General features: G+C 46.4%; 13 protein-coding genes, 2 tRNA genes and 1 pseudogene. 4 read left to right on the plus strand and 12 right to left on the minus strand.

What is annotated here, in order from left to right:
• From FD01_RS02125 to FD01_RS02155, 7 genes and pseudogenes are all read right to left on the minus strand, one after another.
• Positions 1 to 370: pseudogene (locus FD01_RS02125) on the minus strand (hypothetical protein); the annotation flags it as partial.
• Complete coding sequence (locus tag FD01_RS02130) at positions 367 to 1,287, minus strand: hypothetical protein (protein ID WP_152164594.1); 921 nt, start codon at positions 1,285 to 1,287, stop codon at positions 367 to 369. The pseudogene FD01_RS02125 and the gene FD01_RS02130, both read right to left, overlap by 4 nt.
• A 503-nt stretch (positions 1,288 to 1,790) precedes the next feature.
• Positions 1,791 to 2,363, minus strand: a complete 573-nt coding sequence (locus tag FD01_RS02135) for a TetR/AcrR family transcriptional regulator (RefSeq protein ID WP_056962438.1) — start codon at positions 2,361 to 2,363, stop codon at positions 1,791 to 1,793.
• A gap of 160 nt (positions 2,364 to 2,523) precedes the next feature.
• Positions 2,524 to 2,596 (minus strand) — tRNA-Lys (locus tag FD01_RS02140).
• A gap of 78 nt (positions 2,597 to 2,674) precedes the next feature.
• Positions 2,675 to 3,052 (minus strand): hypothetical protein, encoded by a 378-nt coding sequence (locus tag FD01_RS02145; protein ID WP_152164595.1) that lies wholly within the window; start codon positions 3,050 to 3,052, stop codon positions 2,675 to 2,677.
• 164 nt (positions 3,053 to 3,216) lie between these two features.
• Positions 3,217 to 3,289 (minus strand) — tRNA-Lys (locus tag FD01_RS02150).
• A gap of 103 nt (positions 3,290 to 3,392) precedes the next feature.
• Positions 3,393 to 4,319 (minus strand): ribose-phosphate diphosphokinase, encoded by a 927-nt coding sequence (locus FD01_RS02155; RefSeq protein ID WP_056962440.1) that lies wholly within the window; start codon positions 4,317 to 4,319, stop codon positions 3,393 to 3,395.
• Positions 4,320 to 4,416: 97 nt separating this feature from the next.
• Between FD01_RS02155 and FD01_RS02160 the strand changes: the two genes are divergently transcribed.
• The 3 genes from FD01_RS02160 to FD01_RS02170 all read left to right on the plus strand — a co-directional run bounded on the left by FD01_RS02160 (position 4,417) and on the right by FD01_RS02170 (position 7,005).
• Positions 4,417 to 5,214 carry a tyrosine-protein phosphatase gene (locus FD01_RS02160; RefSeq protein ID WP_056962441.1) on the plus strand — a complete coding sequence of 266 codons (798 nt, stop codon included), beginning with the start codon at positions 4,417 to 4,419 and terminating at the stop codon, positions 5,212 to 5,214.
• A gap of 5 nt (positions 5,215 to 5,219) precedes the next feature.
• Positions 5,220 to 6,152 (plus strand): alpha/beta hydrolase, encoded by a 933-nt coding sequence (locus tag FD01_RS02165; protein WP_056962442.1) that lies wholly within the window; start codon positions 5,220 to 5,222, stop codon positions 6,150 to 6,152.
• Positions 6,153 to 6,297: 145 nt separating this feature from the next.
• Positions 6,298 to 7,005 (plus strand): glucosamine-6-phosphate deaminase, encoded by a 708-nt coding sequence (locus FD01_RS02170; protein ID WP_054718250.1) that lies wholly within the window; start codon positions 6,298 to 6,300, stop codon positions 7,003 to 7,005.
• A gap of 282 nt (positions 7,006 to 7,287) precedes the next feature.
• Here the strand turns inward: FD01_RS02170 and FD01_RS02175 are convergent, their stop codons facing one another.
• The 5 genes from FD01_RS02175 to FD01_RS02195 all read right to left on the minus strand — a co-directional run bounded on the left by FD01_RS02175 (position 7,288) and on the right by FD01_RS02195 (position 11,385).
• On the minus strand, positions 7,288 to 7,830 hold the full coding sequence (locus FD01_RS02175) for a GNAT family N-acetyltransferase (RefSeq protein ID WP_056962443.1): 543 nt from the start codon (positions 7,828 to 7,830) through the stop codon (positions 7,288 to 7,290).
• A gap of 155 nt (positions 7,831 to 7,985) precedes the next feature.
• Positions 7,986 to 8,591: a TetR/AcrR family transcriptional regulator gene (locus FD01_RS02180; RefSeq protein WP_054718244.1), complete on the minus strand. Its 606-nt coding sequence runs from the start codon at positions 8,589 to 8,591 to the stop codon at positions 7,986 to 7,988.
• A gap of 84 nt (positions 8,592 to 8,675) precedes the next feature.
• Positions 8,676 to 9,113: a universal stress protein gene (locus FD01_RS02185; RefSeq protein WP_054718242.1), complete on the minus strand. Its 438-nt coding sequence runs from the start codon at positions 9,111 to 9,113 to the stop codon at positions 8,676 to 8,678.
• Positions 9,113 to 10,723, minus strand: coding sequence for an Nramp family divalent metal transporter (locus FD01_RS02190; protein ID WP_054718239.1), 1,611 nt, complete (start codon positions 10,721 to 10,723; stop codon positions 9,113 to 9,115). Before FD01_RS02190 ends, FD01_RS02185 begins: the two co-directional genes overlap by 1 nt.
• Positions 10,724 to 10,932: 209 nt before the next feature.
• The gene (locus FD01_RS02195; protein ID WP_054718237.1) at positions 10,933 to 11,385 is read right to left on the minus strand and encodes an NUDIX hydrolase; all 453 of its coding nucleotides are present in this window, start codon (positions 11,383 to 11,385) and stop codon (positions 10,933 to 10,935) included.
• A gap of 121 nt (positions 11,386 to 11,506) precedes the next feature.
• On the opposite strand from FD01_RS02195, the gene FD01_RS02200 reads away from it, so the two are divergent.
• Entirely contained in the window at positions 11,507 to 12,490 is a 984-nt protein-coding gene (locus tag FD01_RS02200) for a LacI family DNA-binding transcriptional regulator (RefSeq protein WP_054718234.1), read from the plus strand.
• Positions 12,491 to 12,580 lie beyond the last annotated feature (90 nt).

The raw sequence follows: 12,580 nt of genomic DNA on the forward strand, positions 1-12,580 counted from the left end.
AAAAAGGGCCCACACTCTCGGCGTTGGATTTCTCCAACACCAGAAAGTGTAGACCCGAATTTTTTGCCTCAGCGACACGTAGCGCTAATACGCGATCCCGTAATTGCGTTACGATCACAGGATCCCACAATTCAGCAGCAAGATGTGACCACGCATCCATATCGCTTTGGAATAATAGTTTTCGAATCAGGAGATCTTTGACATCGATTCCGACCGGTGTCAAAGTATCACCTAAGACATCGCTTGAAACGTCTAAGGTGCCTTTTTCCCATCTAGAAAGTGTCGCTACAGAACGATTTTTTGCGATTACCTTCAATGGTACCTGTCGCATCACGCGATATTTATGGATGAATTGGCCAAGATTGGTCATAATAACACCCCTTGTTCACTACCGGCCATCATGATGAGCTGCTGAAAATAAGTCTTTGTCCGCTGTAAAGCTAACGCATCAAGCACTGCATTGAATTCCACAAGTCCATGTTGCAGGCTATCTTCATCACCATGAGTTTCAACTAGCAACGCTATAAATCGAGCCGTCAACTCATCGTGAAATGAATAAGCGCGAGTAATACTTGTTGCTAATCTTTCAACCATCATCGATACCTCAGAGGTTTCATTCCTGACCCAAAGTACTAGTGCCATTTGTTGCATCACATCATCCCGATATGGCACATAATCTTGGGCGACATCACCTTGAGCCACCATTAGCCGATAGCTGCGCATAATCATCGATGTATCGCAAAAACTAACACTTAAGCGTAATAACAAGTAATCATATAACAACCAGTCTGTATTTTGTTCAAGCGTTTGAACGATTGCCTGTTGTAACGATTTAGAAAAAAGCCGATTTTGATGGGTCTGACAGGCTTGCAAAATACTGCGTAACACTTGTCGATTTAAGGCGGTTAACACATCTTTTGCATCACTGACACTCGCAATGTAATTCATCACGACTTTACGCACTTGCGTCGCTTGCCAATCAAAACGCAACGATATCAAAGTTTCTGCAGCCGTGGTAAAAGCCGATTCAAAACGTGGAAAAGCTGTCATCAAATCGACGTATTGTAACCCCATGCGACTCATCGCCTCATTCATCAACGTCATTGACGTGCCACGTCCAGACTTTAAAAAGCGGGATAAATTTGATTCTGATCCGGGTGCCAATGCTTTCAGCGTGATCCCACGGTCGCGACGAAATTGATTGATGTATTGCCCTAAATCTACATTGATTTGCGTCATATTTGCTCCTATACCAAAAAAAGTTACAGGTTGTGTGAAAATTGTCACTGTAGGTCGTGACCGAAACTCGACGACCCTAGATGATTTTCTGAGCATCTACTTCAAATTCTGATCATGCTAGATGAAATTATCGATAAACTGTGATTAATCTGTTATTTAGAACCAATTTTAGAACGGTTTACAGTGCCATAATCCATGATATGATAAAAGCATGAAGCGATGATCAACTTCTTCGACAGTGGTTCCGCAAGCCACCGTCTACGCAAGGTCCGCCACCTTGCAGCGGTTAATAGGGTTAATTGCGAAGACCTTATTGTGCCTATCTGAGTTGGCGATTCAGATAGGCAACCAACTTCAGCGTTTTGCAAAACGCAGTCGTATAGCTTGTATCATCAATCCCGATGACAAAAGGGGCGATGAAATCTATGTTAATTGAGGTCTAACGCGATGTTAGAAGTTATTTATCAAATCCTTGGTTTTACCAACCAAGGTAACTAACCAATGAAATTAGCGATATGAGGCGTTTATCCGATCGGATAGGCGCTTTTTGTTTACCGATCCCCATAAAATCGATCTTTTTTCCCTTGTTTGATAATATGCGCAAAAGTCCCATCCAGCATCACCGAAGCTTTATGAATCATTGAGGCTTGCGATTCTTGGAGATCGTTTTCCAACCATTGGGTGACTTGCGCCGCAATGGCGTGCCCATAAAAATTCTTGATAGCTTCGCGCAAAAGCGGTGGCGTGAACGGATCGATACTGTCGACCACGCCGGTGACCATTTCCCCAGCATAATGATACAACACATCATCCAACGCTGAACGGCTCAGTGAACGGAAGGTATTTTGACAAAACTGGCGGTTGGTGGCGATATACGTCAACATCAACTGATAGGCTTCTTGCCAATGGTCGATGGAGCTTTCCCGCCGCAGCGCCACGATCACATCCTGTTGATACACCCAATCCAGCAAGGAATGAATATCGTCAAAATGATAATAAAACGTATTGCGGTTGATATGCGCCGCTTCGGCTAATTTATCAATGGTGATGTGATCGAGGCTGGTGGTTTGCATCATGGTTTTTAACGTTTGCCCCAAGATCTGCTTGGTCGTCTGTGTCGGCATGGTAACACCGCCTTTCGCGTTCAATTATACCGCGAGCAAATCCGGGGAACAATTGACGACTGTAGGCAAAAACTGGACAGTTTCGACACATTGCCCACGCCTTGTTTAGATTTGGACATAACAAAAACCGCCACCTCCGAAGAAGTGACGGTTACTATTCTGGGTGGTCAGGGGATCGAACCCTGGACCCACGGATTAAGAGTCCGTTGCTCTGCCAGCTGAGCTAACCACCCATAACTGCATTGCCATTTGACAACTCAATTAGTATATCATGAGTGGCGCGATGCTGGCAAGAACTTTATCATCAAAATTCAATCCTGATCAAACCATTGACTCGGGATATGATCTTGCCACGCCGCATGCAACGCATTGAACACATCCAAGTGGCCAACGTTTAACGTGCGATGCAAATATTGCCGCACAGCAGCAAAGCGTTTTGCCGTCGGGTCCAAAATTGCCATGACAATTAGCCATGACCCTGCCGCTTGCCAACCTGCTGGCACATCAGTCGCAAGGGTCAACAACCACGATAATTGTGGAACGACTAGTTTAGCTTCAGCATCATCCAACTTGATCGCATTGATCAAGGCTTGATCGATTCCCCTAAAAAAGCGATCTGGCCAAGCGATCATCGGGTCGTTACTGATCAAGCGCGTGCCTTGTTCGTACAAAGGCATTAATTCAGGCAACGATAAGCATTTTGAAACGGCTAATGTCGCAAACATTTCTAACGCAGTTTGGTCGTTTCCTTACTTATATTTTTATACTGATTGATTTTTAACCATAAAATCCGGCCACAAAATAGCTGATGGTAACAAAAAACCGACATCTTTTCAGATGTCGGTTGCTAGTCTGGGTGGTCAGGGGATCGAACCCTGGACCCACGGATTAAGAGTCCGTTGCTCTGCCAGCTGAGCTAACCACCCATATCGGTGCTGTCGCTTGACGACTTAAATACTATATCACTTGAGGCCGCGCTGCGCAAGCGTTACCGACAAAAAATCCGCCAGCTGGCGGATTTTTTATGAATTAATCTAAATCGAATAATGGATGGATCGATTGATTCGTCGCGATCAATTCGATGGCTTGGCCGATCATCGGGCCAACAGATAAGATCTGCATATTTGGCAGGCGCTTTTCTGCAGGTAATTCGATGGTATCCGTCAAGACGATTTGCTTTAATGGCAGTTTGCTGATGCGCGTAGCTGCACCTGCAGATAACACGGCATGCGTAGCTGCTGCATAAATATCTAAAGCCCCAGCTTCTTGCAAGGCAGAGCAAGAATCTGCGATCCGCGTGCCGGTATCGATCATATCGTCGATGACGATCGCATGCTTACCTTCAACATCCCCGATCACGCCAGCTTTCGCTTCACGCTTATCGACAATGGCAATGGGCAAGCCTAACAGTTCAGCAAGTTCGCGTGCATGCTTGGTACCAGAATGATCTGGTGCTACCACGACCGCATTTTCACCAAGGTCCAAATTGCGGAAGTAGCGACCAAACAACGCCACGGTCTTCAAATGGTCAACTGGCACATCGAAGAATCCTTGCAATTGATCCGCGTGCAGATCAACCGTGACGATGCGGCTGATACCATCCATTTGCAACATGTTGGCCACTAATTTCGCAGTGATTGGTTCACGTGAGCGCGCTTTGCGATCAGCGCGCGCATAGCCGTAATAAGGCACGACCACGTTAATGTGATGAGCAGACGCCCGACGCAAGGCATCGACCATGATCATCAATTCCATGAAATTCTCGTTGACTGGATCAGACACCGGTTGGATCACATACACATCGGCGCCACGAACAGAATCATCAAGATCGATTTGGATCTCCCCATCAGCAAAGTGCTTGACCGATGCCGGTGATAAGGGCAACCCTAATTCTGTTGCAATTTTTTGTGCAAGTGGTTTGTTGCCGTTCAGTGTGAAAAGTTTCAGTCCCGCCATGATTTCCTCCGTAAGTCTATAGTTAACTTTATTATACGCAACTTTGCGCCGCCTGAAAATAGGGTATACTAAGCTTAAGCTGAATGGAGGTCTGAAAATGTCACCCACCCGAATTTTATCTATCCCTGGTAGCATCAATTTACGCGAACTCGGCGGTTATGCCACCGAATCTGGCCAATATCTGAAGTGGCACAAATTATTGCGCTCAGGCTCACTTGGCCACTTGCGCCATGAAGCCGGCGATATGCTGGAAGACTACGGCGTGATTTTTGATATCGACTTGCGCTCAGATAGCGAAGTTCAAACCCGTCCAGATCGCATTCCCCGCACGATTTCATATCAACAGTTATCGGTTTACCCCTTTGTCGACCAACAAAAAGGCGGTTTATTCAAGCGCCTCAGTAAAAAACTTCGCGGCTCTTCAGTTGAAGACCAAATGGCGGATACTTATTGCCAAATGCTAACAGATAGTCACGCCAACGCGACGTATGAACAGTTGTTTGATATTTTGTTATCCAATGATCATCCTGAAGAATCCGTCTTGTTCCACTGCACTGCCGGCAAAGACCGCACTGGCGTTGCCGCGATGATGATTGAAGGCGCCCTTGGGGTTCCAGAAGCCACGATTCGCGAAGATTATTTATTGACCAACTTGGTCTTAGAAGCGCCAGATCAAATGTCTCACGCCGACTTGCGCCATGGCGCCAATCAATTCGTCAATCAAATGAATGCCCATCAAGCTGAAACCAGCAACTATGATGCTATTTACGACTTGATCAACAATCAATATGGCAGCTGGGAAGCTTACCTCACCAAACAATTGCGCTTATCTGCTGGTGATTTAGCCGATTTGCGCCAACTTTATTTAACTGATTCGCCAGAACCAAAGGACTGATTACCATGAAAAAGCGTTACCTCGTCGCCGGTACTTTGCCAATGTTGCTCACAGCAGGCACTTTAGCCGCGGCAGAAAAGCTCTACACTTACGCGTTCAAGCGCATCAATTATGTGCCTGATGCGTCTGATGCGATGCAACAATATGCCAATGACTACTATTATCATGTCGATTGGGTCGAACACCAACAACCCGCAGTTTGGCATTTAGATACCCCAGATGACCAACACTTGTCGGCGTTGTGGTTGAAACACCCCAATTCTAACAAAGCCGTGATCATCGGTCACGGCTATAAAGGCACTGGTATCACCATGGCCAACTATGCCCACATGTTTTACGACATGGGCTTTTCGGTGCTATTGCCAGACGATCGCGGTCATGGCCAATCTGACGGGACTTATATCTCATTTGGCTGGTTGGACCGTTTGGATTATTTGCAGTGGTTGCAATTGATCATCAAAAACTTAGGCCAAGACTGTGAGTTATTGCTGTTCGGTACGTCTATGGGCGGCGCCACAGTCAGCTTAGTTTCTGGTGAATCAACGTTGCCAAAACAAGTTAAAGCCATCGTCGAAGATTGTGGGTACACCTCATTAGATGATGAGCTTACTTATCTGATGAAGAAACTCTTCCATTTGCCGAAGAAACCACTGGTGCCCTTGGCCAGTTTCATCAACTATCGCCGCTTAGGCTTTACGATTTCGCGCGTTGATGTCCAAGCGGCATTGCGGCGCAACACCCGGCCGCTACTGGTGATCCACGGTCAAAAAGATGTTTACGTTCCGACTTGGATGGGCCAAGAAAACTTCAAAGCCAGCGCTGGTCCAAAGGCTTTGTGGTTAGTGCCTGATGCGATCCATGCTGAAAGCTATTGGGTCGATCCCGTCGCTTATGCCACGCATATTCGCGATTTCATTGCGCCTTATTTTAGCAAATAGGCTTTCACACTCAAAAAGATTTTCCAGCCGCAAAAAATGTTTTGCGGTTTTTTTGCGTATATATATAGTGTGAGGGAAAAAATCAGTTGACAGTGGCCTAGACCGATGTTATATTGGACTAGACCAAGAGAGGGAGGAATTTTTCATGGACGTCAAAGTATTTGACAACAAAGATCAAGCAAGTGAAGCAGCATTCGAATTTATCAAGGCAGGTTTAGCTAACGGTGCCACCACTTTAGGTTTGGCAACTGGCAGTACCCCAATTCCGCTGTACAAGCACATGACTGACAGTGATCTCGACTTCTCCAATATCACATCCGTAAACTTGGACGAATATGTTGGCTTAGCCCCAACTAACGACCAAAGCTACCGTTACTTCATGAACGAACATTTATTCAACTTGAAGCCATTCAAAGAAACTTTTGTTCCAGATGGCTTAAACAAAGACGCTGAAGCAGAAACTAAGCGTTACGACCAAGTGATCGCCGATCATCCGATCGACATCCAATTGTTAGGCTTAGGCCAAAACGGTCACATCGGCTTCAACGAACCAGGTTCCGACTTCAACGGTGGCACGCAAAAGGTTCATTTGACCCAATCCACCATCGATGCCAACGCCCGCTTCTTCGAAAAAGAAGCTGACGTGCCAACTTACGCTTACTCCATGGGGATCGGCTCCATCATGAAGAGCAAGAAGATCTTGTTGTTGGCCTTTGGTGAAAACAAGGCTGACGCCATCCAAAAGATGGTTGAAGGAAAACCAACTGAAGATGTGCCAGCATCTGCATTGCAAAACCATGCTGATGTCACCATCATGATCGACAAAGCTGCAGCTTCCAAGCTCAGCAAGTAATTCCTGATCAAACACAAACGCCTGTCGCGACAAAATCGCGACAGGCGTTTTTTGATCGATATGTTTTTGAATTCGAGACTCCGGCTGGCTCACCGATCCATAGTGAGGGTCCTCGACCGAGCTAACTTTGACAATTCGCTACGCTTATTGTCAAAGTGGATCTCGATCTGCGAAACGCAGTAGGCGATCAATCGCCAACTGCGTTCTCACTATGGATCGAGGACCAGCCTCCATCTCAAACTCAAAAACCGTTGACGATACTTGACTACGATCAGGCTTAAATTAAACCATCATCGGTTGACGTTGATCATTGCCAGACTTCACAACACTTGGCAAGGAAAACTGTAACACCGTTTGATGTTGAACGTCCCCAGAAGCCAAGGCGACATGTTCATCTGAAATCACAGTAAAGCCCAGATCTTGCCAAAACTGAAGCCGTTCAGGGGTCGCATTGATCATCATCGTTTGCAGATCAGTCATCTGGCCTTGATACTTGGCCACGACTGCATTTAAAATCGCTTGTTCATAGCCGTGATCACGCAATGCCGTTGGTAAAATCAACCGCCGCAACCACAGTGTATTGTCCTGCGGATAGCCGAGGATCAACGCCATCGCGGCCACTGGCTTTTCCCCGTCTGAGATCAACCGGTAATGCAAAGCGCTGGGTTTGATGCCTTCTGGTACCCGATGGAGATCGGTTTCCACGGTCGCATGCGTCGGCATTGGCGCCCCATTTTCCCGAAAATAAACTAACGCCCCACGATATAATTTCATCAACGCATTGCGTTGCGGCATTGACCGCACTGTTTGAAATGTTAATTTCAAAATCTTAACTCCTTTCCCAAAACGAGCGACTGCTTCAATTTAGGTATACCTTGAATGCAGATATAATGCAAGCTTCGTTACATTTTTTAGACGAGCAATTTTATTTAGGACAAGCTAAAAACCATTCGTGATCGACGAATGGTTTTAGCATGGTGCTACTTTAACTGTTGGAGCAGATAATGGATCTGGCCTTGAACCCGAATTTTAGTCGGTTCACTGATATGTTGACGATCAGCAAATAACAAATCCGAGGCCAAAGAGTTCCGCAATAAGTCGATAATGATGGTTGCCAACTGAGTCGCATGTAGCACATCCAAGTGTAACCACGGCAAGGTCGCCAATTGCGCACTCATGGTTTGGACAAATTTCAATGCGGATTGATCTAACCAAGCGCTGGCTTCTTGCGATAACAAATGCCGCTCGCGCACGGTGATCACAAACACTTGATAGCCTTCGGGTTCAGATAATACTGCCCAAACTTTCTCAAAGGCTTGCATCATCGCGTTTTCCAAACCGTCAAGGGTCTCAACGCCTTGCAGTTGCATGCGGATCATGTTTAAGCGATCACTGATACCCGTCGCCACAATCGTATCCAACAAGGCCTGCTTACCTTGAGGAAAATAATAATAAAGTAGCCCATCGGCAATGCCGACGGTTTGATTGAGTTGCCGCGTCGTGGTATTGGCAAAACCTTGTTCAGCAAATAATTCTTGCGCGGTTTTTAAGATCTGCTCACGCCGTTGAGTGTTATGTTGCGTCATAAGCTCACTTCCTTAAACCAAAAAGGCACGGCGCACCCCGTACCTTTTTGGCGCGTATTTGAGAAACAAGTCACGAACAGGTGATCATTCGCGAACGACTAAAACTGAAATTGGCGCATACTTGGCCATATAAGCGGCTTGCGAACCAAAATGCCGCTTGATCCCTTTCTTGGCTTCAGCACCAACGATCAATAAATCAGGTTGATACTTTGGAATTAAGGTTTTAACAATCGTTTCGCCTGGGTCCCCTTCTGCGATCACAGCAGTCACGGACTTAATGCCAGCTTTTAACGCCAAGCGCCGATAGTCTTGAATATGTTGTTCAAGCGCTTCAGCTTCCCCGTGCACATAATCTTTATCCATGGCTTCAAACACGGAATAATCATCTGATTCTAAAATGCTGGTTATGACCAACGCTGCATCGTCAGCAAGTGCGCGATGAATCGCATAGCGAAACGCGGCTAAGGCATCGGCAGAATCATCGACGCCGACGAGAATCTTTTGATAATCTTTGGCTGCCATTATTCAGCGCCTCCTTCATAATCTGGCGTGGCGCGAACTTCACCGTTTTTCGCATGGAGTTGGGCTAACTTCTTGTCACCGCGATAAATATCGACGGCACACCATGCTAATAGGGCAAGCACTGCAACAATGGCGACATAAGAAGCGATGTGTGCCATGTTCACATCAGCGGCACTGGCATGATCGCCTAAGAACCCGGCAAAGGAATCAGGCAAAGCAATCATGTTCAACACCGTCAAGCCAACGACTGACACCCAACCGCAGACTTTGACCCACACCACGTTTTTGAACCGGTTGCCCATTTCTGCTGTAGAATCAGTCATCATCAACAATGGCAACATGGAAAATGGTAAGGCGAAAGCCAAGAACACTTGAGAGTTGTTCATTAAATCATTCAACGCAGTATGTTGGTCGATTTTGTTCATGCCAGACGTCATTGCCACACATAGCAGCACTGGAATCACGGAAATCAACCGGGTGATCAACCGGCGTGCCCATAACGGCATGCGCATGTGGACGAAACCTTCCATGATCACTTGCCCAGTTAAAGTCCCGGTGATAGTGGAGTTTTGACCACTGGCCAACAAGGCAATCGCAAACAACGCAGACAATACGCCAGACTTGGCTACGGCGATCAGCACGCTGTTGGATAACATCGAAGTATTGGATAACGCTTGATACAAACCGAAGAAAGATGGATCTTTGACGACCCCAGACTTGAACACCGCCACACCCATGATCAATAACAAGCTGTTGACCACAAAGGCGATGGACAATTGAATGTTGGTGTCCCAGTTGGAGAAACGCACGGCTTGATGAATTTCTTCTTCGTTGTTGTGATCGATCTTACGCGTTTGCGAAATGGCAGAGTGTAAGTACAAGTTATGCGGCATCACCGTCGCACCGATGATCCCAAGCGCCCCAGATAATGGGGTCATGCCGCCGACGGTTGGGTGGCTGGCGATGGTGCCAGCAGTTGGCACTAAGCCTTTGATCACGCCACCCCAATCAGGGTCAGACAAGGCTACTTGGTAAACGAAGACAAACAAGATCACTAAGATCAAGCACACCACGATCGCTTCGATTTTCCGGAAGCCGATTTTGGTGAGTAGCAATAAGATCAAGACGTCAAATACAGTAATAAAGACGGCAATAACTAACGGAATATTAAATAGCAGGTATAACGCGATAGCGGCGCCGATAACTTCAGCGATATCAGTCGCCATGATCGCAAATTCAGTCATGATCCATAAAATGATGCCTAAAGCCTTACTTGTGCGAGCACGAATAGCTTGCGCAAGGTCCATTTGGGTAACAATGCCCAGTTTAGCCGCCATATTTTGTAATAACATGGCGATTAAACTGGAAATTAAGATGACGGACATCAATAAATATTGGAAGTTTTGGCCACCGGTAATGGAGGTTGACCAGTTACCTGGATCCATATACCCGACGGCCACTAATGCTGCTGGTCCAGAATAAGCAAATAACGTACGCCAGAAGCCTTTGCCTTTTGGCACTTCCACAGTGCCGTTAATTTCTTCCAGGGACGGCCCGTTAGCATATTCGATTAATTTATGCTTTTCAGGCTGTTTGTTTTGATCTTTCAATTTGAACGCGCTCCTTTCTGAAACACCTTTTAGTCTAACCAAATCTTTTCATAAGTAAAGCTTAAATTTAGTGTTTCCTAAATTATTTTAAATGACGTTAATGCCCGTCTACAGGCCTAAACAACAAAAAACGCGGAACCTATATAGTAGATTTCGCGTCAGCTAAGTTAATTTTAAAGGCTTGAACAAATGCTCAAATTTTGGGAGTGTTAAACATTTGCGGCAGCGTAAGCTAACATGTCCGCATTTTGTTGATTCAATAATGGGGGTAAATCGTCAAACGGCCAAAATTTCAGGCCTAAGGTTTCATCGGTCGCTTGAGTGAGTAGCGACCCTCCCACTGGCGCGACTAAATACAACATCGCAATGGTTTGGGCAACATCGCCATTGGGATATTTGGTTTCACCTTTATCAAACAGCTTCAAAGGCCGCACGATCCGTACATCTAGCCCGCTATCTTCTTTGTATTCGCGTACTAAACCTTGCGCAAAAGTTTCGCCGTATTCTAAATACCCGCCTGGCAAGCTCCAGTTATGAGTATCGGTGCGCAGATTCAATAAAACTTCACGCTTGTCGTTTAGTAAGATCCCACCGGTGCAATTGAGAATGATCGGCGTGTGACCGACGAGCTCGCGGATCATTTTGATATAACCATAAGTCATCATTTTCACCTCTTGCCCACACTCTACCGGAAGTCGCATGCCGGCGCAAGGCAACGGTTTCATGCCATCAACAAAACGTGTACAATAGGTTTTGAAAACTGACGAAATGGGGGCATTACCGTTGGCAAATTACACGATCAATGATGTCGCAAAGCAAGCTGGTGTTTCTAAAGCCACTGTCTCTCGTTATTTAAATGGTCATTTTGAACGCATGTCTGAAACCACTAAAGCCCGGCTGAAAACCGTGATCGCTGACATGCATTATGTGCCGAACCACAATGCCAGTGCCTTAAAATCAAAGCGCACCCATCAAATCGGCGTGGTAGTTGGTGATCTCGCCAATGGCTATGCGCCTTATTTGGTTAAAGGGATCGCTGCGATCACGCAGCCACTCGGCGTACAGATTCTGGTCGCAGAAGGCAAAACCGTCGCCCAAGAACGAGATGTGCTATTGAATTTATTATCCCAAAACGTCGACGGCATCATTTTGCAACCGCGCAGTCCCCACGCCTTTGACTACCAATTCTTACAAGACGCTAATGTCCCAGTGATGTTAGTCGATCGCCTGATAGCGCCATTGGTGTTTGCTTGTGTCACCTCAAATGATCGCCAAGCGACAAATATCTTAGCGCAAGCAGTGCTCGAAAAAGGTTATCAACAAGTGCTCGTCATTGCCAATCCGCTAGCCGAAGCTTCTGTTCGCCAAGAGCGCTTTGACGCATGGCAAAACGTTGGTCAGAAAATGAACGTGCCAGTGACCTTATTAGAAGTTGATGACGATGAAGTCGACGACCTCCAAACTTGGCTTACCCGCGTTCATGATCAAAAAGCAGTGATTTTCGCCGCGAATGGGAATTTGTTGTTGGCAACTTTGAAGTGGTTGCAACACCACCACATCACGATCCCCGAGACTGTCGGCTTATGCGGGTATGATGATTGGCACTTCGGCGGCTTGGCGGCGCCAGCGCTGACCGTGGTCAATCAAGATCTGCATCAAATTGGCGAAACAGTCGCCAAGCAATTGATGACGTTGATTGCTGGTGACGACATCACGATCTGTCGCACTGAGATTCCTGCTGATATTCATATGCGACAATCGGTATAATTGAAAAACGGAAGTCGTCTTCACATTCAGGCGCTGATGTGAACCCCCAGGTTTGGACAACAATCCAAATCTGGGGGTTTTCTTATGGTC

The organism is Lacticaseibacillus manihotivorans DSM 13343 = JCM 12514, from assembly GCF_001435035.1.
GTDB lineage: Bacteria > Bacillota > Bacilli > Lactobacillales > Lactobacillaceae > Lacticaseibacillus > Lacticaseibacillus manihotivorans.

Bases quoted from the DNA above. Each gene is read 5' to 3' on its own strand.
- FD01_RS02135 (WP_056962438.1), bottom strand. From the start codon at position 2,363: ATGCCGACACAGACGACCAAGCAGATCTTGGGGCAAACGTTAAAAACC.
- FD01_RS02155 (WP_056962440.1), bottom strand. From the start codon at position 4,319: ATGGCGGGACTGAAACTTTTCACACTGAACGGCAACAAACCACTTGCA.
- FD01_RS02160 (WP_056962441.1), top strand. From the start codon at position 4,417: ATGTCACCCACCCGAATTTTATCTATCCCTGGTAGCATCAATTTACGC.
- FD01_RS02165 (WP_056962442.1), top strand. From the start codon at position 5,220: ATGAAAAAGCGTTACCTCGTCGCCGGTACTTTGCCAATGTTGCTCACA.
- FD01_RS02170 (WP_054718250.1), top strand. From the start codon at position 6,298: ATGGACGTCAAAGTATTTGACAACAAAGATCAAGCAAGTGAAGCAGCA.
- FD01_RS02180 (WP_054718244.1), bottom strand. From the start codon at position 8,591: ATGACGCAACATAACACTCAACGGCGTGAGCAGATCTTAAAAACCGCG.
- FD01_RS02185 (WP_054718242.1), bottom strand. From the start codon at position 9,113: ATGGCAGCCAAAGATTATCAAAAGATTCTCGTCGGCGTCGATGATTCT.
- FD01_RS02195 (WP_054718237.1), bottom strand. From the start codon at position 11,385: ATGACTTATGGTTATATCAAAATGATCCGCGAGCTCGTCGGTCACACG.